We start from the raw sequence: 21158 nt of genomic DNA on the forward strand, positions 1-21158 counted from the left end.
GCGGCATGACGGAGCCTCTGCCGGCGCGGCTGCGCGCCGACCTGAACGACGCGCGCCGCCAGCGTGACCGGGCGCGGACGCTGGTGCTCACGACCACGCTGTCCGAGATGAAGAACCGCGAAATCGAGCTCGGGCACGAGTTGGGCGATGAGGAAGCGCGCTCCGTCGTATCGACCGCGGTGCGGCGCCGCCACGAGGCAGCGCAGCACATGCGCGACGCCGATCGGCCCGAGCTCGCCGAGCGCGAGGAATCCGAAGCCGAGCTGCTGAAGACCTACCTGCCGGCGCCGCTGACCGAGGCGGACGTGCGCGCTCGCATCGACGCCGCCATAGCCGGCGGAGCCGCCGACCTGGGCGCCATCATGCGGGTGATCATGCCGGACCTCCGCGGCAGATTCGATGGCAAGGACGCCAACCGACTCGCGAGGGAAGCCCTTCCCGGGGGCTGAGGCGCGGACCGGCGTGACGACTCGACCCGCCGGATCGCACGCGCTGCAGGTGCTGGGGTTCGGCGACGCTCTCGAGCTGGTGGCTGCCCACGCGGCTTCGGAGCTGGGCCGCGCTGCGGTCCTGAGCCTGAGTCCGCTCACCGACCCCGACGCTGTAGGTGAGCAGATAGGCCGCGTGTCCGCGATGCTTTCGCTGCACGATCGGGACGCAGGCTGGCGCGCGCCCGACGTGCCGGACGCCTGGGAGGCCCTCCGGTCCGTGGCCGCGGAGGGCTTCGTGCTGTCTCCGGCGCAGCTGAGGCTCGTCTTCCGCCTGCTGGAGGCGGGAGCCGACGCCGCGCAGCAGCTCCGCGACCCGGACGAGGCGCCGGCCCTGGCCTTGCTGGCCGCTCGCCTCTATGCCGACGAGGGCATGGCCCGCCGTATCGACGCGGCGGTGGATGAACGCGGGGACGTAAGGGACGGCGCGTCCGCGGACCTGCGCCGGATCCGGCGCGAGCTCGAACGCGCCAACGCGCGCATCGTCAAGGAGTTGGAGCGTTTCGCCCGGAGTCTTCCGGATCGGGTGCGAGTGCCGGACGCGTCCGTGTCCGTGCGGGATGGCCGCTACGTCATCGCAGTGCGGCGCGAGGGTCGGGGCCTGGTCGGGGGACTGGTGCACGACGAGTCGGCGTCTGGAGGCACGCTGTTCGTGGAGCCCCCCATCGGCGTCGAGCTCATGAACCGCCTGCGAGAGCTGGAGCGCGCTGAACAGCGCGAGATCAGGCGCATCCTCGGCGAGCTGACCGACATCGTGCGGCCGGTGCGGCAGGCGCTCGGGGAGTCACTCGAGGCGCTGACCGAACTCGACTCCCTGACCGCGCGCGCTCGTTACGCCAGGGCCGTGGGCGCGGCGACGCCGACGCGCATCGAAGAGGGCGGTGGGCGTCTGCGCATCGTGGGCGGAGGTCACCCGAGCCTGTTCTCGGACGACGGCCGACCGGTGCCCTTCGACCTGGAGCTGGCGGCCGACGAGCGCACCGTGGTCGTCTCGGGCCCCAACACGGGCGGCAAGACCGTCCTCCTCAAGTCGATCGGCCTGCTAGCGGCGCTGCACCAGGCGGGAGTGGTTCCTCCCGTCGCGGAGGGGACGGCCCTGCCCGTGTTCGACGGCCTGTTCGCCGACATCGGCGACGAGCAGTCGATCGAGGCAAGCCTGTCTACCTTTTCGGGCCATCTCAAGAATCTGCGTGAGATCCTGGAGCGGGCGCGACCTGGATCGCTCGTGCTCATCGACGAGCTGGGTAGCGGGACCGACCCGGCGGAGGGGGCCACGCTGGCGCAGGCGATTCTGGAGACGCTGACGCGACGCGGCGCGACGACGGTCGCGACGACCCACCTCGGGACCCTGAAGCGACTCGCAGGGGATGAAGCGGGAGTCGTGAACGCCTCGCTCCAGTTCGACGCCGACCAGTTGCGCCCCACCTACCAGTTGGTGAAGGGAATCCCCGGTCGCAGCTTCGGCCTGGCCATCGCCCGCAGGCTAGGCTTTCCGGAGGACATCGTCGACCGCGCTGAGGCGCTGCTGCCGGAGGCCGAACGGGCGGCCGAGAGACTGCTCGCGGAGCTGGAAGCGGCGCTGAGCGCCGCAGACGCCGAGCGGCGCGAGGCGGAAGATCTGGCGCGGCGCGAACGCGCGAGCCTGGTCGAGGTGGAGGAGCGCGAGCGCACGGTGGCAGAGCGGGAGCGCTCGGCCGCGCTGGAGGCGGCCGAGCAGGCGCGCACGCTCCTGCTCGAGGCGCGAGCCGAGGTGGAGGCGGCGCTCGTTGAGGCGCGCGCGGCTGGCGGGGACGCCGCGGGCGCGGCCGCGGCGCGGCGGCGCGTGGAGGCCGCGGCGCGACGCCAGGCCGAGCGCATGGACGATCTGCGCCAAGGCGAGTCAGCGGCGCTCGCATCGGAGGACCCCCTCGCAGAGGGCGATACGGTCCGGCTACGCGCAACCGGCGCGCTGGGCACCGTGCGCGAATTGCGCGACGGCGGCGCGGTGGTGGACATCGGCGGAGTCCGCCTGCGCGTGCGCGCGGCAGACATCGACCGGGCCCCACCGCAGTCCCCGCAGCGACGCAAGGGAGCGGGCCCGTCGCCGCCGGCGGCCTCCTCCGTGCACGCCGCCCCGGAGGTGGATTTGCGGGGTCTGCGGGCGGAGGAGGTCGCCGCCCGTCTGCACCCGGCGCTGGACGCCGCGGTCGTGGCCGACCTGCGGGCGCTGCGGATCATCCACGGCAAGGGCGATGGCGTGCTGCGCGAGGTGGTGCGCGAGTTGCTCGAGGCCGACCGCCGGGTGAGGGCCGTCCGAGCCGGCGTCGCCGGTGAGGGCGGCACGGGGGTCACGGTCGCGGAGCTGGGCTCGTGATCCGGGACGATCTGGTGGAGGAGGTCCGGCTCCGTTCCGACATCGTGGAACTGCTCGGTGAGCACGTGCCGCTCAAGCGCGCGGGCAAGGACTACCGAGGCCTGTGTCCGTTCCACAAGGAGAAGACGCCCTCCTTCTACGTGGTGCCGGCCAAGGGGTTCTACAAGTGTTTCGGCTGCGGGGAGTCAGGCGACATCTTCGCCTTCTTGATGAAGCACCTCGGCCTGGATTTCCCGGGTGCCGTGCGGACGGTGGCGACCCGCGTGGGAGTCGACATTCCCGACCGCGACGAGGGTCCCCGGGGCCCGGACCCCAACGCCCCTCTGCTGGAGGCCCTGTCCTTCGCGGCGGAGTTCTACGCCGGCCGGCTCGCCGACCCGAACGCCGGCGCGGATGCACGCGCTTACCTCGAGCGGCGGGGCGTGTCGCCGGAGGCCCGGGAGCGGTTTCAGCTGGGCTACGCACCCGATGGGTGGCGCGCGTTGCGGGAGGCCGCGCGGGCGCACGGCATCGACGATGAGCGGCTCCTCGAGGCCGGTTTGATCAAGACGAGCGAGCGCTCCGAGGAACCCTTCGACCGGCTGCGACACAGGCTCGTCTTCCCCATCGTCGACACCAGGGGCCGCGTCATAGGCTTCGGCGGCAGGGCGCTCGGGGAAGCCGACGCGCCCAAGTACCTCAACTCGCCTGAGACCGCCGTCTACCACAAGGGGCGTGAGCTGTACGGCCTGCACTGGGCACGGACCGCGATTCGCCGCGCGGGCGAGGCGCTGGTGGTGGAGGGGTACATGGACTTCGTGTCGCTGGCCGCCGCCGGGATAGAGAACGTCGTGGCTCCTCTGGGCACGGCCATGACCACCGAGCAGGCGACCCTGCTCGCGCGCTACACCGACCGCGTGCTGCTCCTGTACGACAGTGACGCGGCGGGCCAGCGAGCGACGTTTCGCAGCGGAGACGTGTTGCTCGCCGTCGCGGTGCACCCCCTGGCCGTAACGTTGCCCCGGGGGGAAGATCCGGACTCGCTGGTGCGCGCGGGTGGCGTCGACGCGCTTACGCCGTACCTTAGTGCCGCCACTGACCTGCTCGACCGGAAAATCGAGATCCTGAAGGAGCACGGCCTGCTCGAAGACATCGACGGCCTGCGGACCGCCGTCGACAAGCTCCTGCCCACGCTACGGGCGGTGCGCGATCCGGCTCTCCGAGACCTGTACGTCGCGCGAGTATCGGAGCAGACCGGGGTACGCAAGGAGACGATTACCGCCGAGATCGGAGGCGGCGCCGGCGGCAGGCGTCGTGCGGGCGTGGCTCCAAGCGGTCCCCCTGCCCAGGTGTCAGCGCCCGACCTTCAGGGGCCCGCCCGCGAATATGGGCTCGTACTCCTTCTCCAGCGGGACCCGCGTCTGCGCGTTCCGGCGAGGGAGGCCATCGATCCCTCCCTGTTCCGCGATCCGACTCTACGTGAGATCTTCGTCGCCCTGATCCGGGAGCCGACGCCCGACGCGCCCGCCGAGCAGACGGGCGCGGGGGAAGACGGTCCCGTTCCGGTGGCCCCGGCGGACCTCAGCGCCGAAGCGCGCCACCGGTGGGACGAGTTGGTGCGGGATCCGGAAGAGTTGAGCCACGGCGACGCCATGTTCGCCGACACGGTGCGCGACATGCTCGCGGAGGCATTGCACGCCGAGTTGGACCAGGTGGACGAGGCCATGCGCGTGGCTCGACTCCAGGGCGATGATGAGGCCATGCGAGAACTTCTGGGCCGGCGCACGGCTCTGGCCGGGAAGCAGCAGCAGCTCCTCGCCAGCGGCGTGGAGCGGCAGTTCAAGAAGCACAGGCGGCGGGCGCGGTAGGGCCCGCCGCGCGCCTTGGGCCCTTGCCCGGGGAGCGCTCGAGGCGAAACCGAGGTTTCGCGAACCGATGACCGAGCACACGGACGATGAACGACGTGCACAACGCTTTGTTGAAGCTCCAGGAGTTGGATAAGGAAATCCACGCTGCACGCGCCAGAGCCGGTGAGTACGGCCCGCAGCTAGAGGAACTCGAGGCGCCGCTGGCCGAGCTGGAGGCCGCCGTCGCATCCTCGCAGAAGGATCTCGAAGGGACGAGCACCGAATTGCGCCGGCTCGAGCGCGCGGCCGAGGAGAAGCGGGTCCGCCAGCAGAAGTACGAGGAGCACCTCGAGCGGGCGCGCAACGCGCGCGAAGAAACCGCGGCCAGGGCGGAGCTGGACCTCGTGCGCAAGGCCGTGGAAGCGGACGAGCGCGAGGCGCTGGAGCGCATGGAGGCGGTCACGCGCATCGAGCTTCGCCTCGACGAGTTGGGACGCAAGCTGGACGAAGCCCGGCAGGAGGCCGGACCCGTGCGCGACGAGTTGGAGAAGGCACAGGAAGCGGCCAACGCCGAGCTCGCCGTTCTCGAGGCCCGGCGCTCGGAGGAAAGCGCCGACATGGACAGTGGTGCGCGACAGCTCTATGAGCAGGTTCGGGGTGGGCGCACCCGGACGGTCGTCGTTTCCCTCACGGCGGACGGCGCGTGCGGCCACTGCTTCAGCATGATCCCCATCCAGCGGCAGACCGAGATTCGCCGAGGCGGCGAACTGGTGCGCTGCGAAGCCTGCGGCGTGATTCTCTTCACCGAAGAATGAGCGCTTCGGGCGCCCATGCCGAAAGGACGTGGCGCCCCAGGCCCAGGTCCTCTGAGCCCGGTCCGGGCGTCGCGGAGGTCGTTCGAGACCTAGCCTTGCCCCCCACGGTGGCTCGTTTTCTTGCGGTTCGTGGGCTTACGAGCGTGGACGAGATTCGCGCCTTCCTGCGGCCCCGCCTGGAAGACCTGGGGGATCCGCACCGCCTGGCCGACCTGCCCGAGGCGATCGCCCGACTGAGCCGGGCACTGGACGCCGGCGAGACGATATTCGTGCACGGCGACTACGACGTGGACGGCATGTGCGGGGCCGCCCTCTACGCGCGCACCCTGCGGCGCCTGGGCGCGGCTGTCGTCCCCTTCGTTCCACACCGGACCCGAGACGGCTACGACCTTTCGGAGGCCGGCGTGGAGCGCGCGGTGGAAGCGGGCGCGTCGGTGCTCCTCACGGTCGACTGCGGATCGGTCGCGCACCAGGCCGTCGCCCTGGCACGCGAGCGTGGCCTCGACGTGATCGTGACGGACCACCACCAGTTGGGGCCCACTTTGCCGCCGGCGCTCGCCGTGGTGAATCCCGCCCGCGCGGACTGCCGTTACGGTGAGCCGCTGTGTGGTTCTGGCGTGGCGTTCAAGGTATGCGAGGCGCTGGTCACGGCTCGCGGGGGGGACCGGGACGCGCTGCTGTGGGAGCTGGACCTGGTCGCGCTGGCGACGGTCGCCGATCTGGTGCCGCTCGCGGGCGAAAATCGCGTTTTGGCGCGCTACGGCATGCGCGTGCTGGCCAATACCCGCAACGCCGGTCTGGCGGCTCTGCTGCGCGAGAGTGGAGTCGATCCGGCCGCGTTGCGGACGCGCGACCTGTCGCACGCGCTCGCTCCCCGCCTCAACGCGGTCGGGCGTCTGGAGGACGCCGCTCAGGGGTTGGCCCTGCTCCTGGGCGATCCGGGCCACGATGTACACGCGACCGCGCGCGCGTTGAACGACCTCAATCGGCGCCGCCAGGAGCTGGACCGGGCCATCCTGGAAGAGGCCCTCGAAGCGGCCACGGCCAGGTACGATGTCGCCGAGAGCCGGGGCGTGGTGGTGGCCGGGCGGGGCTGGCATCCCGGCGTCATCGGCATCGTCGCGTCCCGGCTCGTGGAGCGTCTGCACCGGCCTACGTTCGTGCTGGCGCTGCCGGATGGAGAAGGCCTGGCCCGCGGCAGCGGCCGCTCGATTCCGGGATTCGATCTGGTCGGCGCGCTGGCCGAGTGCGCGCCCATGTTGCATCGCTTCGGTGGACACGCCATGGCCGCGGGTCTCGACATGGCGGCGGACCGCGTGGAGGAGTTTCGCTCCGCGTTCGAAGCGGTGGCCGAGCGCCGGCTGGGGCCCGAGCAACTCGTACCGACGGTGCGCTTCGACGCCGACCTTCCTCTGCCCCAGGCGTTGGAGGAGTTCGCCGCGTTTCAACCCCACATGGAGCCGTTCGGGATGGGCAACCCGACGCCGACGTTCCTGGCCCGCCAGGTGAGCGTGGTGGGTGCTCCGCGCGTGGTCGGGAGTGGACACCTGCGCCTTCGGCTCCTACACCACGGCAGCGAGAGCGAAGCCATCGGGTTCGACTTCGCGGACGAGTGGGGTAGCGTGGCCCCCGGAACCAGTCTGGACGTGCTGTACCAGCTGCGGGACGACCATTGGCGTGGGCGGCGGCGTACGCAGGTGCGGTTGGTCGACCTGCGGGCGGCGTCGGCCCCGGACTCCCTCCCGCTGACGCCGAGCCCGGGCACGGGCACGGGGACGTGAGGATCATAGCCGGGCGTTGGGGCGGGCGTCGCCTGCGACCGCCCAGGGGTAGCCTGGTCCGCCCCACGACGGACCGCATCAGAGAAGCGTGGATGAGCGCCGTTCAGCCTCGGCTCCCCGGCGCCTCGGTGGTGGACATCTGCGCGGGCTCCGGTGCGCTCGGGCTAGAGGCGCTCTCGCGCGGAGCGGAAAAGGTTACCTTCGTGGAGCGTTCCGCCACGTCGCTTGCCGCGCTGCGCGCCAACATCGAAGCGCTCGGCGCCGGCGACGAGACCCGCGTGCTGCGCGCCAACGCCATCGACTACGTGAAGGGACTCGAGGCGGGCTCGTTCGACCTCGCCCTGGCGGACCCTCCCTACGAGCGAGGGCTCGCTACTCGCATCGCCGAGGCGTACATCGAGAAGCCGTTCGCAACCGAGCTCTGGATCGAGCACAGTCGCCGCGAGACATTGCCGGAGACGCCGGGCGGCCACACGCGCCGCTACGGAGATACACTGCTGACCACGCTGACGGGTGACCATGTCTGAACGCAGGGTCGCGATCTATCCGGGGTCTTTCGACCCCATCACCAACGGCCACGAGGACATCGTGCGCCGCGCCCTGGACTTCACGAGCCGCGTCATAGTGGCCGTCGCGCACTCCGCGACCCATAGCAAGCGAGGCCTGTTCGAGATTCACGAGCGCGTGGAAATGATCCGCGAGGTGTTCGCCGACGATGAGCGCGTCGAGGTCGACGATTTCCAGGGCCTGCTGGTGGATTTCGCCCGGTCGCGTCAGGCCGGCCTGGTGGTGCGTGGGCTCCGCGCTGTATCGGACTTCGAGTACGAATTCCAGATGGCACTCATGAATCGACACCTCGCCAGCGACCTGGAAACCGTTTTTCTGGCTCCCGACTCTCGCTATACGTACCTGTCCGCGTCGCTCGTCCGGGAGATCGCCGCGCTGGGCGGCGACGTCACCGACTTCGTGGCGCCCACGGTGCTTCGGCGACTGGAGGAGCGCCTGCGAGGGTGAGTCGCTTCCTCGCTGACCTACGCGCTCGCGCGGCCGTGGCCGACCGCCGCATCGTCTTCCCGGAAGCGACGGATCCCCGGATCCTGGACGCGGCGCTCACGGTAGCCGGTGAACGCCTGGGAACGCCGCTGCTGGTCGGACCACCGGATGAGATCGAGCGCGCGCTGGTAGGGCGCGGTGAGTCCGCGGGCGTGGAGGTAGTGCCCGGCCCCGGGGGCGCGGACGCGGTCGCCTTCGCGGCCGAGCTCGTGCGCGCCGGCGGCGCCGACGGCTGCGTCGCGGGCGCGGTCGAGAGTACCCCGACCGTGCTGCGCGCGTACCTGAAGGCGTTTGGGCCGGCGGCCGGAGTGCGCACCGTGTCCTCCGCGTTCTACGTCGCTCTGGAGGACCCGACGGCGGGGGATCGGGTGCTCACGTTCACCGACGCGGGCGTGGTGCCAGAGCCCGATGAAGCCCAGTTGGTGGAGATCGCGCGCGCGGCGGCTCACGCCAGAAGGGCGATCGTCGGGGACGAGCCGCGCGTTGCGTTCCTGTCCTACTCCACGCACGGCAGCGCGGGCGGAGACTCGGTGCAGCGCGTGCGCGCGGCCGCCGAGCGGTTCGCCGAGTTGGAGCCCGAGATCGCGTCAGACGGCGAGCTGCAGGCGGACGCCGCGCTCGTGCCGGCCGTGGCGCGCAGGAAGGCCCCCGGCTCGGCGCTCGAGGGCGACGCCAACGTGCTGGTGTTCCCCGATCTGGACGCAGCGAACATAGGCTACAAGCTCGTTCAGAGGCTCGCGGGCGCGATCGCCCTGGGACCGATCCTTCAGGGCGTGGCCCGGCCGGCCAACGACCTGTCCCGGGGGGCGAGCGTGTCCGACATCGTTCACGTCGCTTGCATCACGAGCCTGCTCGGCTGACACTGATTTTCGGGGGCTCCGGCGCGGCACCGAAGTTGCCTGCCGCTAGAATTGAAAAACGACAGGTATCGCGCACACGCGAGGTTCTTTCATGACATTCCAGGTACAGACCCAAGGCGAGGTCACGGTCATCGCGGTCGAGGGCCAGTTGATCGTCGGCAATCGCCAGGAACTCAAACAGACGGTGCTGGACGCGATCGAGTCCGGATCGAGGAAGTTTTTGATCGATTTCGCGGGTACGGGCTACATAGATTCTTCGGGATTGGGAGTGCTGGTGAGCCTGTCCAAGAAGATCCGCGAGCAGGGTGGGGAGCTGCGCCTGGCGAACCTCAACGACGACCTTCGGAGCCTCTTCGAGCTGACCAAGCTGGACACCCTGTTCCAGATCTCCAACAGCCGAGAGGAAGCCCAGGCGAGCTTCTGAGGCTGGGCTTCCGGGACCCGTATCGTGAGCAGCGAGGGCGGAGGGCACATCGATAGGACGCTAGCGCCAGCCGAGGCGGCGCCCCAATTGCGCATGGATCTTCCCATCGATCTGGGCGGGATCCCGGCCGTCCTCGACGAGCTGATGCGCAGGGGCAGCGCCGCCGGATTCCCGCGCCGGAAGCTGCGCCTCAATCTCTGCGTAGGAGTCTGCGAGGCGCTGTCCAACGCCATGCGACACGGCGGGGCCGGGCCTCAGGAAGCGGTCCGCCTGGAGGCCGCGTTTTCGTCGGTGCGCATCGAGGTGCGCATCGCCGACGGCGGCGTGGGCTTCGACCCGGAACGGATCCCTGACCCCACGCTCCCGGAGAACATGGTCGGCGAGGCCGGCCGCGGCGTGTACCTGATCCGGAAGTTGATGGATCACGTCGAGTACAACGACGTCGGCAACTCGCTGTTCATGGTGCTGTATGCGCGCCGGCGGGCGGGCCGGCGGGCGCCTTCCGGATGACCTGGGGGGAGCCTCTGGCGCTGCCGGCGGCCGCGCGCGCGTTCCTGAACGCGTACGGGACGGCGCACGGCGCGGGCCTGCGCGTGCGCAGGCGGGACGGCGCCAGAGGGGCCTACGAGGTGGCGTTCGAGCACGGGTGGCCACCCGGTGGGGCGGAGGTGAGCGCCGAACGTGTCCTCGACGACGGCGTCCTTCTGGAGGTCGCGATCGCCTGCCCGCTGGCGAGCCCGGACAAGGCGGGATTCGTGGCCGAAGTGGTGGCCGCGCTGCTCGGCTACGAGCGCGAAGCGCGCTCCACGGCCCAGGAGCTGTCGGAGCGCTACGAAGAGATCAACCTCCTCTACACGATCAGCGAGATCCTGGCGTCGGTCCTGTCCATGGACGACGCCACGCAAAGGATCCTGGCGCACGTGGCGGACGTGCTGGGTGCGCGCAGGGCCGCCCTGTGGACGCCCGAGTCGAGCGGGGAGGCGCTTCGGCTGCGCGCGGTCGTGGGGACGCCGCCGGTGCGCGAACGGATCCCCATCGGCGACGCGGACTCGGTCACGGCTCAGGTATTTCGGGAAGGCGAGCCGGTCAACCTGGAGCGCGGCGCCGAGTACCAGCGCTCCACACCCAGGGACGCTGCTACGTCGCGCGAAGCGCTGCTGGCGGTGCCGGTGAGCTACACCCCCCCGGAGGGGGAGACCCGGCGCGTTGGAGCCATTACTCTGGTCGGACACACCGGCAGCGAGCGCTTCACGGCCGGCGACGCGCGCATGCTCGCGGCGATCGCTTCGCAGGTGGGCGCCGCCATCGAGGCACAACGGCTGGTGCAGCAGAGCCTGCAGAGGGAGCGGCTCGCGCGCGACATGGAGCTCGCACACCACCTTCAGGCGAAGCTGTTGCCGGACAGCCGTGAGTTCGCCGACCTCGCCGAGGTGGCCGCCCGCAGCGTGCCCGCCGAGTCCATCGGTGGCGACCTCTATCAGTTGTTTCGGCTGCAGGACGGGCGCATCGGCGTCATGATCGGAGACGTGAGCAGCCACGGCGTCGGCGCCGCGCTGATCATGGCGTTGACAATGAGCGCGCTCGCGGTGCACGCGCGGGAGTCCTCGGCGCCGGGCAAGGTGCTCGCCCGCGTATACGAAACGCTGCGCGACGAGTTGGAGAGCACCGAGATGTATCTCACGCTCTTCTACGGCGTGATCCAGCCGGACGGCAGCCTGGTCTACGCCAACGCCGGCCACCCGCACGCCTTCCGATTCAGCCCCGGCGGTGAACCCGAGCGGCTGGCGGCCACGCACCCGCCGTTGGGCATGGCCGACGTGGAGCCCGCCGAAAGCGTGACCGGCTGGGCCCGGAAGGACACACTGTGCCTCTTTACCGATGGCCTGTCCGACGCCTACCCCGCGGTGGACGGCTCGAGCGGCGAAGGAGCCCTGTTGGCGCGCATCGGTAACGGTCTCGCCGGTCCCCTGAGCGACATCGTGGCCGCCGTCGTGAGCGACACCGACGGTGGCCTGGATGGCTCCCCGGTAGACGACCGAACCATCCTTCTGGTCCGGCCCTGACGGTGCCTCGAGGCAAGGTCGACCCCCGGCCTCGCGCCAAGCGGTCTCTCGGCCAGAACTTCCTGGTCGACCCCAACATTCAGCGCGCGGTAGTGGAGGCGCTCGAGCTGACCTCGGCGGATGAAGTGGTGGAGATAGGGCCGGGCCGGGGGGCGCTTACCCAGCACCTGGCCGGTCGCGTCGCGCGACTCGTCTGCATCGAGCTGGACGACGCGCTCGCTGCTGAGCTGACCGCTCGCTACTCGGCGGACGAGTCGGTCGATGTCGTGCACGCCGACTTCCTGCGCACCGGCCGCGACGACGTGGGCCCACTCGGCCCCGACTTCAAGATCGTCGGCAATCTGCCGTACAATCGCACCTCCCCCATGCTGTTCAGGATTCTGTCCGCGGCGTGGCGGCCGGCGCTGGCGGTGCTGATGGTGCAGCGGGAAGTGGCCGACCGCATCGTCGCTCCGCCGGGCACCAAGACGTACGGCGCGCTCAGCGTCGGCACCCGTGTGGTGGCCGAGGTGGACCGGGTCTTCAACGTCTCGCCGGGCGCGTTCCGGCCCGCCCCGGACGTGCACTCCAGCGTGATCCGTCTCCGCCCGCACCGGCCGCCTCGGCTGAGCCCGGCCGAGGAAGAGGCCACACGCACGCTGACGCGCGCCGCGTTCGCGCGCCGCCGGAAGCAGTTCCAGCGGGTGCTCCGCGACGCTCCGGAATACCGGCTGACTCCGGACCGGATAGAGGCCCTGGAGCGGCAGCTCGGGGTAGATCTGTCGGCCCGTCCCGAAACCTTTGCACCCGCCCAATTCGTGGCGCTCGCAAGGGCTCTGGGGGAGGCGACCCGGGAACGGTGAACGGTCACCCGACGGATCCGCCGCGGGCCATTTCTCGGGCTCTTCTCGACGAGATCGGGCACGAGCTCAGGACGCCGCTATCGTCGGTACTCGGGCACCAGGAGCTGCTCGCCGAGGGCGTGCTGGGTCCGCTGGACGCGTCGGTCCAGCGCGCCGTCGGTCGCGTGGGAGTGGCGGGGCGTCAGCTGGCCCACCTGATCGAGGGGGCGTTGGACCTCGGCGGATGGCTCACGGGCAACCCCCCGGCGGTGATTTCAGCGCCCGTCGACGTCCCGGAGCTGGCGGAGGACGTGGCCGGCTATGCCCGCGAACTGGCGACCGAAGATGCTCCCTGGGACATCGAGTCGGGTGAGTTGTCCGGCGCCTTCACGACGGACGTGCGTCGCCTGGAGCGAGTGCTCGTGCTCGCCTCGACGGCGGTAGGGAAGGAGGCGGCCGGCCCGATCCGGCTCCGGATTTCGCTCGCGCACGGGGCAGGGGGCGGGGCGCTGCGGGCCGAGTGGCAAGGACCCGCGGGGCGTTGGCTCTGGCTTCCCGAGGCGTCCGGCGACCCGGCGCAGGTGGTTGCCGCGTCGCTCGACGCGGTCGCTTCCGAGGAGGGCGCCGGGGCGCCCGGCTCGTGGCTGAGATCCGCCGTGGCGGCGCTCACCGCGACCATGCTCGGTGGAACCATGCGCTTCCGCGATGACCCCGAAGGCGGGCGCCTGGAGGCCTGGATCCCGGACCTTACGGCGTAGGTTTGACGGGGCCATCGGTGCCCGGTAGCTTGCTTTGTGAATGGATTCACAAAGCCCCCGGCGGCGCCGATGAAGAAGGTCTCGGACTCCACGGTATTGCGCCTGTCGCTCTATCGGCGCCACCTCGCCGAATTTCAGACCCAGGGCCGTGAAACGGTGTCCAGCGAGGATCTTGCGTCGCGCGCGGGCACTACCGCGGCGCAGGTGCGCAAGGACCTGTCCGTGTTCGGCACGTTCGGCAAGCGCGGACTCGGCTACCCGGTCGCCGAGCTGGGCGATGCGCTCAAGGCGATCCTGGGACTGCATCGCCCGTGGCGCGTCGCGGTGGTGGGCACCGGGCGGATCGGCGCGGCGTTGATGGGATATCGCGAATTCGGCTCTGAGGGATTCCAGATCGAGGTGGGCTTCGACGCCGACCCCGCCAAGGTCGGCACCCACGTGCACGACGTGGAAGTGCGCTCGGAGGTGGACCTGGAGCGCGAGCTCGCCGAGAGGGGCATCGACATCGTCATAGTGGCGGTACCGGCGGCGGCGGCCCAGGCGGTGGTCGATCGCGCGGTCGAGGCGGGCATCGGCGCCCTCCTGAACTTCGCCCCGGTCGCGCTCGAGGTGCCGGACGGCGTGGCGCTGCGCAACGTGAACATGGCGGTGGAGCTGGAGGGCCTGTCCTACGCGCTGTCGGAGGCCCGTCGGGGCCGCCCCGGGGGAGCCTCCTGATGGCGACCGCGTCCGAGCCGACACAGCCCGAAGGCGGAGCGGCCGAGGTGCCCGTCTGCGTGACGTCAGAAATCGGCGCGCTGGAGGCGGTCGTCTGCCACACGCCCGGACCGGAACTGCTCGCGGTCACTCCCGCGACGCGCGAGGACTTTCTCTACACCGACATCATCGACCTGGACGCGGCCCGCTCCGAGCACCGCGTATTCAAGTCGATTCTGGCGCGGTTCGCGGAGGTGTACGAGGTCCGCGACCTGCTCGTAGACCTTTGCGGCAAAGAGGAGGCGCGCACGTTCCTCGTCGATCGCGCCGCCGAGATGATCCACTCCAAGCCGCTCGCCGCGCGCCTGCGCGAGCTCGACGCGGACGAGTTGGTCTCCTACTTCATCGAGGGGCGCGAGGTACACGAGGGGCCGCTCCAGAAGATGCTCGGCGTCCAGGGCTACGACCTGCCCCCGCTGCCCAACCTGTTCTTCACTCGCGACGCCGCGATGGTGGTGGGGACGGGCGCGGTGGTGGGGTCCATGCGTTACACCGCGCGCTGGACCGAGGAGCTGATCACCAAGGCGCTCTTCACCCACCATCCGGCCCTCGCGAACACCGGCCTCATCTACGACGGCAGCGAAGAGCGCCGGGGCGGCTATACCATCGAGGGCGGAGACCTCCACGTGCTGCGGCCCGACCTCGTCGTCATGGGCCTCAGTCAGCGCTCCAGCCCGGGCGCGTTCGACGCGGTTTCCGAGCGACTCGTCGCCGAGCAGGGAGTGCGTGACATCCTAGTGGTGGTGCTCCCCACCGACCGCGCCATGATCCACCTCGACATGATCTTCACGATGGTGGATCACGAGCACGGCATCTTCTTTCCGCCCGAGTTCATAGGACCTGAGCGTGCGTCGATCCTGCACTTCACGGCCGGGCGGACGGGCATGCGGGAAGAGAAGGACTTCTTCAGCGCCCTGGAGGCCGTGGACATGCCGCTCAACCCGATCTACTGCGGCGGCCACCGGCGGACGTATCAGGAGCGGGAGCAGTGGTCGAGCGGGTGCAACTTCATGGCGGTGCGTCCCGGCCTGGTACTCGGCTACAGCCGCAACGAACACACCTATCGGGAGATGGAGAGCGAGGCCGGCTATCGTATCGTGGACGCGGTCGATTTCTTGACGGGCCAGGAGGAGATCGCCGAAGATCAACGCGCGGTGATCTCGTTCGATGGGGCAGAGCTGGTACGGGGGGGAGGGGGTGCTCGATGCATGACGCTTCCGGTGCGCAGGGCGCCGGCCTGGTAGAGGAAGGGCCCGGGGGCTCGGGCCGCGCGGAATCCGAGGCGCCCGGCGCCGATCTCTGGGACGCTGACCGGGACACGCGGCTGGCGGCGGCCCGAGCGGCTCTGCGCGACCTGGAACGCGCCCAACGCGCATCCGGTAAGCGCGGCGCCGAACGACCCCGGGTGGTGCGGGAGTCCCCACTCGTTTGGCCGGGTGAGGTCGCCCCGGCGGTCACGCCGTTCGGGCTCGTCCCCTGGCAGGAAGGGAACGTCGGCCCGGCCATGCCTGGTCCTTCGGCGGGAGCGGCGCCGGGCGACGACGCGGCGCTGGAGGAGATGGAGTACGCGGTGCTGGACGTGGAGACGACCGGCGGCTCCGCCGCGTTCGGGCACCGAATCACCGAGGTGGGCGTCGTGTGCCTTACCGGCCGAGGGGAGTTCCGGGGCGAGTTGCGCACGCTGGTGAACCCGGGCCGAGCGATCCCCCCCGCCATCAGCCGGCTGACCAATATCTCGCAGGCGATGGTGGACGCCGCGCCCGGCTTCGCGGACATCGCGGAGCGGGTCGCCGCGGCGCTTCGAAACAGGGTCCTGGTGGCGCACAACGCGGGCTTCGACTGGCGCTTCCTGCACGGCGAATTCGACCTGTGCGGGCGCCGGCTGCGCGTCCGCGAGCGGCTGTGCACGGTGCGCATGGCGCGACGCCTGGTTCCCGAAGTACGGCGCCGCTCGCTGGACGCGCTGTGCCACTACTTCGCCATTCCCAACGAGGCGCGCCACCGGGCCTGGGGGGACGCGCGTGCCACGGCCGCGCTCCTCATCCAGCTGATCGCCCGGGCGGAGGAGCGGGCCGCGCCCACGCTCGCGGATCTGCGCGCGCTGATGCGGCCGGCCGCGCGCCCGAGTCGGCGCCGCTCCGCGCTACCGAGATCGATGGAGTGGGCGTAGGTGGACGCGACCGGCCTGGTGACGTCCCGCGCCCTGGGAGACTTTCGCATACACGCGCTGAACGCAGGTGCCATCCGACTCGATGGCGGCGCGATGTTCGGCGTGGTGCCGAAGCCGCTGTGGGAGAAGAGGGCTCCAGCGGACGACCGCAACCGGATTTCGCTCGCGCTACGCTGCCTGCTGGTCGAGACGCCCGACTCGCTCGTGCTGATCGACACCGGCGTGGGGAACAAGGAGTCCGAGCGCTTCCTGGACATCTACGGCATCGACAACGCCGGCGACCCCACCCGGCTCGAGGACGCGGTGCGCGCGGCCGGGTTCGAGCCCGACCGGATCGATTACGTCGTCAATACGCACCTGCACTTCGATCACGCAGGCGGCAACACGATGGTCGAGGCGGGTCGGGACGAGCCGGTTCCGGCCTTTTCACGAGCGCGTTACGTGGTGCAGAAGGGCGAGTTCGAGTTCGCCCACCGGGCAAACGAGAGGGTGCGCGCGAGCTACCTGCCGGCCAGCTACGAGCCGATCGCGGACGCCGGCCTGTTCGAGTTCGTGGATGGCGACGTCGACATCGTGCCCGGCATGAAGGCGCTCCGGACTCCGGGGCACACGCCGCACCATCAGTCGATCCTCATCGAGTCGCGCGGACAGACGGCGTGCTTCCTCGCCGACCTCGTGCCCACCGCGGCGCACCTGCCGCTGGCGTGGATCATGGGCTACGACCTGGAACCTCTCGTGACGCTCGAGTCCAAGCGGCGGCAACTGGAGCGGGCCCGGACGGAGGGTTGGTTGCTCGTATTCGAGCACGACCCCGTCACCCCGTGGGGTCGCCTGGATCCGGACTCCGAGCGGCCCCGGCTCCTTGCCGAGGCCGACCTCGAAGGGCCGTGACGGAGGGCCGCTGGAGGCGCGCGTGATTTCGGCTCGCGCAGCCATGCTCTTGTTAGCGGGAGCGACCGGTACGGGAGGGGCACCGGTCGCGCTCAATGCCGCGCGCCCGCGCGCGCGAGCGCGCTAGACCCGATCCGCAGCCGCCGCTATCTTTCGCCGCCGCTTCGCGTTGTTCCGGCGCGCCAAAGGCAGCAAAACTCAACGGAGGACTCATGAGCGATCCGCGGCGTACCGCGGTCGTCGTAGGCACCGCACGCACGCCGATCGGGCGCTTCCTGGGCGGGCTGGCCCCCAAATCAGCTACAGAGCTAGGGTCGGCGGCGATCCGTGCCGCGCTCGAGCGTTCCGGCATAGACGCATCCGACATCGACGACGTGATACTCGGTAACGTCGTGTCGGCCGGCCTGGGTCAGGCGCCGGCTCGACAGGCGGCGCTCGGTGGCGGGTGCCCGGACAACGTGGGCGCGATGGCGGTCAGCCGCGTGTGCGGATCGGGGCTGCAGGCGGTGATGCTCGCCGCCCAGGCGATCCGGGCGGGCGACGCGCGCGTGCTGGTCGCCGGCGGCATGGAGTCGATGTCGAACGCTCCGTACTACGTGTTCGGGCACCGCACGGGGGTGAAGTTCGGCAACCGCTCGATGGTGGACGGACTCATACACGACGGCCTGTTCTGCGGGTTTCACGAGTGCCACATGGGCGGGCACGCGGAGTACACGGCGTGGAAGGCCGGCATCTCGCGAGAGGACGCGGACGAGTTCGCGTTGCAGTCGCACCAGCGAGCCGTCGCGGCCCAGGACGGCGGAAGGTTCGAGGCCGAGATCGTTCCCATCGAGATTGCGAGCCGCAAGGGGGGCACGGTCGTGGCCGCGGACGAGTCGCCGCGCCGGGACACGAATCGTGAGGCCCTGGGTCGGCTGCCGACGGTGTTCTCGGGCGACGCGCCGTCGGAGGTCACGGAGCCCGTCGTCACGGCGGGGAATGCGCCGGGATTGAACGACGGCGCGGCGGCGCTCGTGGTCACCAGCGAGGAGTACGCCAGGGCCCATGGACTGGAGATTCAGGGTCGGATATCGGCCTATTCAACGGGCGCGGTGGCCCCGCAGGAGCTGTTTTTCGCGCCCGTGACCGCCGTGCGGCGTGTCATGGAGAAGGACGGCAGGTCCATGGCCGACTACGGCCTGATCGAGGCGAACGAGGCGTTCGCCGTGCAGGCGCTCGCCGACGGCCGTGAGCTCGGCTGGGACTGGGACCGGGTGAACGTCAACGGTGGCGCGGTCGCGCTGGGGCATCCGATCGGCGCCTCCGGGGCGCGCATCCTGGTGACGCTGCTGCACGCCATGCAGGATCGAGACGAGGAGACCGGCATCGCGACGCTCTGTCTGGGCGGCGGCGACGCGGTGGCCCTTTCCGTGGACAGGAGCTGACATGAGCCAACACTCGGTATCCCCGCCCGTCGCGGCCGTACACACGGCTCCGCGCGCCCTCGGGGTCCTCGCGGTAGTGCTCTTCGCCATGCTCACGGCGCTCGGAGCCCGTGTCGCGGTGCCGATTCCCGGCACCGCGATACCGGTGACGCTGCAGACGCTTTTCGTGCTGCTGGCCGGCGCGCTGCTCGGGCCCCGGCTGGGCGCGATCTCGCAGGGGGCCTATCTGGCCGCGGGCCTGGCAGGGCTGCCCGTGTTCGTCGCGGGCTCGGGCGCCGCGTACCTGTTCGGTCCCACGGGGGGGTACCTGCTCGCCTTTCCCGCCGCCGCAGCCGCCGCTGGTTGGTTCGCCGCGCGCGCGCCGGGTAATTCCGTTGCGTCCCTGGCCGCGCTCGCCGGGGGACTGTTCCTGGCGTCGCTGATCGTGTTCGCGGGAGGCGCCTCGCAACTGGCGATTCTCACGGGGGACGCGGCGCGCGCTGTGGAGCTGGGGGTGCTGCCGTTCCTCGCGGGGGACGTCGTCAAGGTCCTCGTCGCCACGCTCGTGGCCGCGCGCCTGCGCGACCGCGTCGCATCGGCGCTGCGCTGACCGCCCGGGCGCCCAGCCGGGGCGCGCGCGGGGCAACGGCGTTCCTTCTGGAATTCGAGGCATGACGAAGATAGACAGGGTGGCGGTCGTGGGTGGGGGCACGATGGGCAACGGCATCGCCCACGTCTTCGCCCAACACGGCCACCCCGTGACGATCGTCGACGTCGATGAGGACGCGCTGGAGCGGGCGCGGGCGACGATAGACGCCAACCTCGCTCGTCAGGTGCGCAAAGGGCGACTCGAAGAAGCGGAGCGCGCAGAGACGCTGGCCCGCCTGGGAGGCAGCACCGACCTCGCCGATGTCGCCGGCGCGGACCTCATCGTGGAGGCAGTGCCGGAACACCCGGGGCTCAAGGCGGATCTCATCGAGCGCATCGCCGAGGTGTCGGGTGAGGCGGTCGTGGCGACCAACACCTCTTCGATCTCGATCACCGACCTCGCGCGCCACGCGCGCGCCCCCGAGCGGGTCGTCGGCATGCACTTCATGAATCCGGTTCCCGTGATGTCGCTCGTGGAGGTGATCCGGGGCCTTCAGACATCGGACGAGACGACGCGGGCCGTGATGGACGCCGCGCGCGGCCTGGGCAAGACCCCCGTGGAGGTCAACGACTTCCCGGGCTTCGTGTCGAATCGGGTCCTGATGCCGATGATCAACGAGGCGGTGTTCTGCCTCATGGAGGGCGTCGCGACCGCCGAGGCGATCGACACCGTGATGAAGCTCGGCATGAATCACCCGATGGGGCCCCTCGCATTGGCCGACCTGATCGGGCTGGACACGTGTCAGTCCATCCTCGAGGTCCTGCAGAGGGACCTCGGAGACGATAAGTACCGGCCCTGTCCGCTGCTGCGAAAGTACGTCGCCGCGGGCTGGTTGGGCCGGAAATCAGGACGCGGCTTCTACGACTATTCGGAGGCAGGATGAGCGCGGTCGAGACGCCAAGCGAAGAGCTCGCGCAGGTTCGCGGGCTCGCTCGCGAATTCGCGGAGGCCGAACTGCGTCCCCACGTCGAGTCTTGGGATGCCGACCGGCGGCTCGACTCGGGCGCGCTAGGGCACATGGCCGAGCTGGGCTTCTGGGGCCTACTGGCGCCTGAACAGTACGGCGGCCTCGGCTTCGACCTACCCACCTATCTGGCGGTGCTGGAGGAGTTGTCCTGGGGAGAACCGGCCATCGGCTTGACGATGTCGATCCACAGCGCGTTCGGCGTGCGTCTGATCCGCGAACACGGAAGTGAGACTCAGCGCGCGCGTTGGCTGCCGGCTCTCGCGAGCGGCGAGTCGATCGCGTGCTTCGCGCTGTCGGAGGCCGTTGCGGGAAGCGACGCGCGCGCCCTGCAGACCGTGGCGCGCCGCGCCGACGACGGCTGGGTGCTGTCGGGGTCGAAGAAGTGGGTCACCAACGCCCGGCTGGCGGACGTGGCCCTGGTGGTAGCGCGCACCGAGGACGGCGCCGGCGGGGACACCGGCTTCGGCATGTTCCTGGTGCCCACGGACGCGCCGGGAGTGGAGGTGGGGGGCCGTGAGTACACGATGGGTCTGCGCGCGTTGGAGATCCTCACCGTCGAGTTGCGCGATGTCGAGCTTGACGGAGATGCGTCTCTCGGGGGCCTGGGCGAAGGCATGGCGCTGGCGATGGATGGACTGCGCATCGGGCGCCTGGGCGTCGCGGCGCAGGCCGTCGGCATCGCGCGGGCGGCGCTCGAACACGCGCGAACCTACGCCGACGAACGGGAGCAGTTCGGTAGCGCGCTGCGCCGGTTCGAGGCCATTCAGTTCAAGCTCGCGGACATGGCGACGAGGATCGAGGCCGCCGCGGGGCTGCTGGAGCGCGCGGCCGCGGACCCGACCATGGCGCACGCGTCCATGGCCAAGCTGTTCGCCAGCGAGACGGCCATGTGGGTCACCACCCAGGCGGTGCAGATCTTCGGCGGCTACGGGTACATGCGCGACTATCCCGTGGAGAAGCTGATGAGGGACGCCAAGGCCACGGAGATCTACGAAGGCACGAACGAGATTCAGCGCGTGATCATCGCGCGCTCTCTTTACGAGGACTGAGGATAGACGGCGGGCCCCGATCGGGGCGAGC

General features: G+C 70.5%; 21 protein-coding genes. All 21 read left to right on the top strand.

Annotated elements, in window-relative coordinates; translation table 11 throughout:
- Positions 1-5: 5 nt before the first annotated feature.
- The 21 genes from ABFS34_00360 to ABFS34_00460 all read left to right on the top strand — a co-directional run bounded on the left by ABFS34_00360 (position 6) and on the right by ABFS34_00460 (position 21127).
- Entirely contained in the window at positions 6-449 is a 444-nt protein-coding gene (locus ABFS34_00360; GenBank protein MEN8373879.1) for a GatB/YqeY domain-containing protein, read from the top strand.
- A 13-nt stretch (positions 450-462) separates the two neighbouring features.
- Entirely contained in the window at positions 463-2841 is a 2379-nt protein-coding gene (locus ABFS34_00365) for a Smr/MutS family protein (protein ID MEN8373880.1), read from the top strand.
- Positions 2838-4688, top strand: coding sequence for a DNA primase (gene dnaG, locus ABFS34_00370; GenBank protein ID MEN8373881.1), 1851 nt, complete (start codon positions 2838-2840; stop codon positions 4686-4688). Before ABFS34_00365 ends, dnaG begins: the two co-directional genes overlap by 4 nt.
- 86 nt (positions 4689-4774) lie before the next feature.
- Positions 4775-5482, top strand: a complete 708-nt coding sequence (locus tag ABFS34_00375) for a C4-type zinc ribbon domain-containing protein (GenBank protein MEN8373882.1) — start codon at positions 4775-4777, stop codon at positions 5480-5482.
- Entirely contained in the window at positions 5479-7263 is a 1785-nt protein-coding gene (gene recJ / locus ABFS34_00380; GenBank protein MEN8373883.1) for a single-stranded-DNA-specific exonuclease RecJ, read from the top strand. The genes ABFS34_00375 and recJ overlap by 4 nt, the downstream gene beginning before the upstream one ends.
- Complete coding sequence (gene rsmD / locus ABFS34_00385) at positions 7260-7790, top strand: 16S rRNA (guanine(966)-N(2))-methyltransferase RsmD (protein ID MEN8373884.1); 531 nt, start codon at positions 7260-7262, stop codon at positions 7788-7790. The genes recJ and rsmD overlap by 4 nt, the downstream gene beginning before the upstream one ends.
- Entirely contained in the window at positions 7783-8277 is a 495-nt protein-coding gene (gene coaD / locus ABFS34_00390; GenBank protein MEN8373885.1) for a pantetheine-phosphate adenylyltransferase, read from the top strand. The genes rsmD and coaD overlap by 8 nt, the downstream gene beginning before the upstream one ends.
- Complete coding sequence (locus ABFS34_00395; protein MEN8373886.1) at positions 8274-9176, top strand: phosphate acyltransferase; 903 nt, start codon at positions 8274-8276, stop codon at positions 9174-9176. The genes coaD and ABFS34_00395 overlap by 4 nt, the downstream gene beginning before the upstream one ends.
- 91 nt (positions 9177-9267) lie before the next feature.
- Positions 9268-9600 carry an STAS domain-containing protein gene (locus ABFS34_00400; GenBank protein ID MEN8373887.1) on the top strand — a complete coding sequence of 111 codons (333 nt, stop codon included), beginning with the start codon at positions 9268-9270 and terminating at the stop codon, positions 9598-9600.
- 24 nt (positions 9601-9624) lie between these two features.
- Positions 9625-10110, top strand: coding sequence for an ATP-binding protein (locus ABFS34_00405; GenBank protein MEN8373888.1), 486 nt, complete (start codon positions 9625-9627; stop codon positions 10108-10110).
- Positions 10107-11663: a GAF domain-containing SpoIIE family protein phosphatase gene (locus ABFS34_00410; GenBank protein MEN8373889.1), complete on the top strand. Its 1557-nt coding sequence runs from the start codon at positions 10107-10109 to the stop codon at positions 11661-11663. The genes ABFS34_00405 and ABFS34_00410 overlap by 4 nt, the downstream gene beginning before the upstream one ends.
- Positions 11664-11665: 2 nt before the next feature.
- Positions 11666-12505: a 16S rRNA (adenine(1518)-N(6)/adenine(1519)-N(6))-dimethyltransferase RsmA gene (gene rsmA, locus ABFS34_00415; protein ID MEN8373890.1), complete on the top strand. Its 840-nt coding sequence runs from the start codon at positions 11666-11668 to the stop codon at positions 12503-12505.
- Positions 12502-13242, top strand: a complete 741-nt coding sequence (locus ABFS34_00420) for a histidine kinase dimerization/phospho-acceptor domain-containing protein (GenBank protein MEN8373891.1) — start codon at positions 12502-12504, stop codon at positions 13240-13242. Before rsmA ends, ABFS34_00420 begins: the two co-directional genes overlap by 4 nt.
- A gap of 69 nt (positions 13243-13311) precedes the next feature.
- Positions 13312-13959 carry a redox-sensing transcriptional repressor Rex gene (locus ABFS34_00425; GenBank protein MEN8373892.1) on the top strand — a complete coding sequence of 216 codons (648 nt, stop codon included), beginning with the start codon at positions 13312-13314 and terminating at the stop codon, positions 13957-13959.
- Complete coding sequence (locus ABFS34_00430) at positions 13959-15242, top strand: arginine deiminase family protein (protein MEN8373893.1); 1284 nt, start codon at positions 13959-13961, stop codon at positions 15240-15242. Before ABFS34_00425 ends, ABFS34_00430 begins: the two co-directional genes overlap by 1 nt.
- Positions 15203-16168, top strand: a complete 966-nt coding sequence (locus ABFS34_00435) for a 3'-5' exonuclease (GenBank protein MEN8373894.1) — start codon at positions 15203-15205, stop codon at positions 16166-16168. The genes ABFS34_00430 and ABFS34_00435 overlap by 40 nt, the downstream gene beginning before the upstream one ends.
- Positions 16169-17059, top strand: coding sequence for an MBL fold metallo-hydrolase (locus tag ABFS34_00440; protein ID MEN8373895.1), 891 nt, complete (start codon positions 16169-16171; stop codon positions 17057-17059).
- A 212-nt stretch (positions 17060-17271) separates the two neighbouring features.
- Positions 17272-18483 carry a thiolase family protein gene (locus ABFS34_00445; protein ID MEN8373896.1) on the top strand — a complete coding sequence of 404 codons (1212 nt, stop codon included), beginning with the start codon at positions 17272-17274 and terminating at the stop codon, positions 18481-18483.
- A gap of 1 nt (position 18484) precedes the next feature.
- A complete protein-coding gene (locus ABFS34_00450; protein ID MEN8373897.1) occupies positions 18485-19072 on the top strand; it encodes a biotin transporter BioY in 588 nt (195 codons plus the stop codon).
- 61 nt (positions 19073-19133) lie between these two features.
- Positions 19134-19994 carry a 3-hydroxybutyryl-CoA dehydrogenase gene (locus tag ABFS34_00455; protein ID MEN8373898.1) on the top strand — a complete coding sequence of 287 codons (861 nt, stop codon included), beginning with the start codon at positions 19134-19136 and terminating at the stop codon, positions 19992-19994.
- Complete coding sequence (locus ABFS34_00460; protein MEN8373899.1) at positions 19991-21127, top strand: acyl-CoA dehydrogenase family protein; 1137 nt, start codon at positions 19991-19993, stop codon at positions 21125-21127. Before ABFS34_00455 ends, ABFS34_00460 begins: the two co-directional genes overlap by 4 nt.
- Positions 21128-21158 lie beyond the last annotated feature (31 nt).

Source organism: Gemmatimonadota bacterium (assembly GCA_039715185.1).
Classification (GTDB): Bacteria; Gemmatimonadota; Gemmatimonadetes; order Longimicrobiales; family RSA9; genus DATHRK01.

Excerpts from the sequence above, each read along its gene's own strand:
- ABFS34_00360 (MEN8373879.1), top strand. The coding sequence starts at position 6 with ATGACGGAGCCTCTGCCGGCGCGGCTGCGCGCCGACCTGAACGACGCG.
- ABFS34_00375 (MEN8373882.1), top strand. The coding sequence starts at position 4,775 with ATGAACGACGTGCACAACGCTTTGTTGAAGCTCCAGGAGTTGGATAAG.
- recJ (MEN8373883.1), top strand. The coding sequence starts at position 5,479 with ATGAGCGCTTCGGGCGCCCATGCCGAAAGGACGTGGCGCCCCAGGCCC.
- coaD (MEN8373885.1), top strand. The coding sequence starts at position 7,783 with ATGTCTGAACGCAGGGTCGCGATCTATCCGGGGTCTTTCGACCCCATC.
- ABFS34_00400 (MEN8373887.1), top strand. The coding sequence starts at position 9,268 with ATGACATTCCAGGTACAGACCCAAGGCGAGGTCACGGTCATCGCGGTC.
- ABFS34_00410 (MEN8373889.1), top strand. The coding sequence starts at position 10,107 with ATGACCTGGGGGGAGCCTCTGGCGCTGCCGGCGGCCGCGCGCGCGTTC.
- ABFS34_00425 (MEN8373892.1), top strand. The coding sequence starts at position 13,312 with ATGAAGAAGGTCTCGGACTCCACGGTATTGCGCCTGTCGCTCTATCGG.
- ABFS34_00430 (MEN8373893.1), top strand. The coding sequence starts at position 13,959 with ATGGCGACCGCGTCCGAGCCGACACAGCCCGAAGGCGGAGCGGCCGAG.
- ABFS34_00435 (MEN8373894.1), top strand. The coding sequence starts at position 15,203 with ATGCATGACGCTTCCGGTGCGCAGGGCGCCGGCCTGGTAGAGGAAGGG.
- ABFS34_00445 (MEN8373896.1), top strand. The coding sequence starts at position 17,272 with ATGAGCGATCCGCGGCGTACCGCGGTCGTCGTAGGCACCGCACGCACG.
- ABFS34_00450 (MEN8373897.1), top strand. The coding sequence starts at position 18,485 with ATGAGCCAACACTCGGTATCCCCGCCCGTCGCGGCCGTACACACGGCT.
- ABFS34_00455 (MEN8373898.1), top strand. The coding sequence starts at position 19,134 with ATGACGAAGATAGACAGGGTGGCGGTCGTGGGTGGGGGCACGATGGGC.
- ABFS34_00460 (MEN8373899.1), top strand. The coding sequence starts at position 19,991 with ATGAGCGCGGTCGAGACGCCAAGCGAAGAGCTCGCGCAGGTTCGCGGG.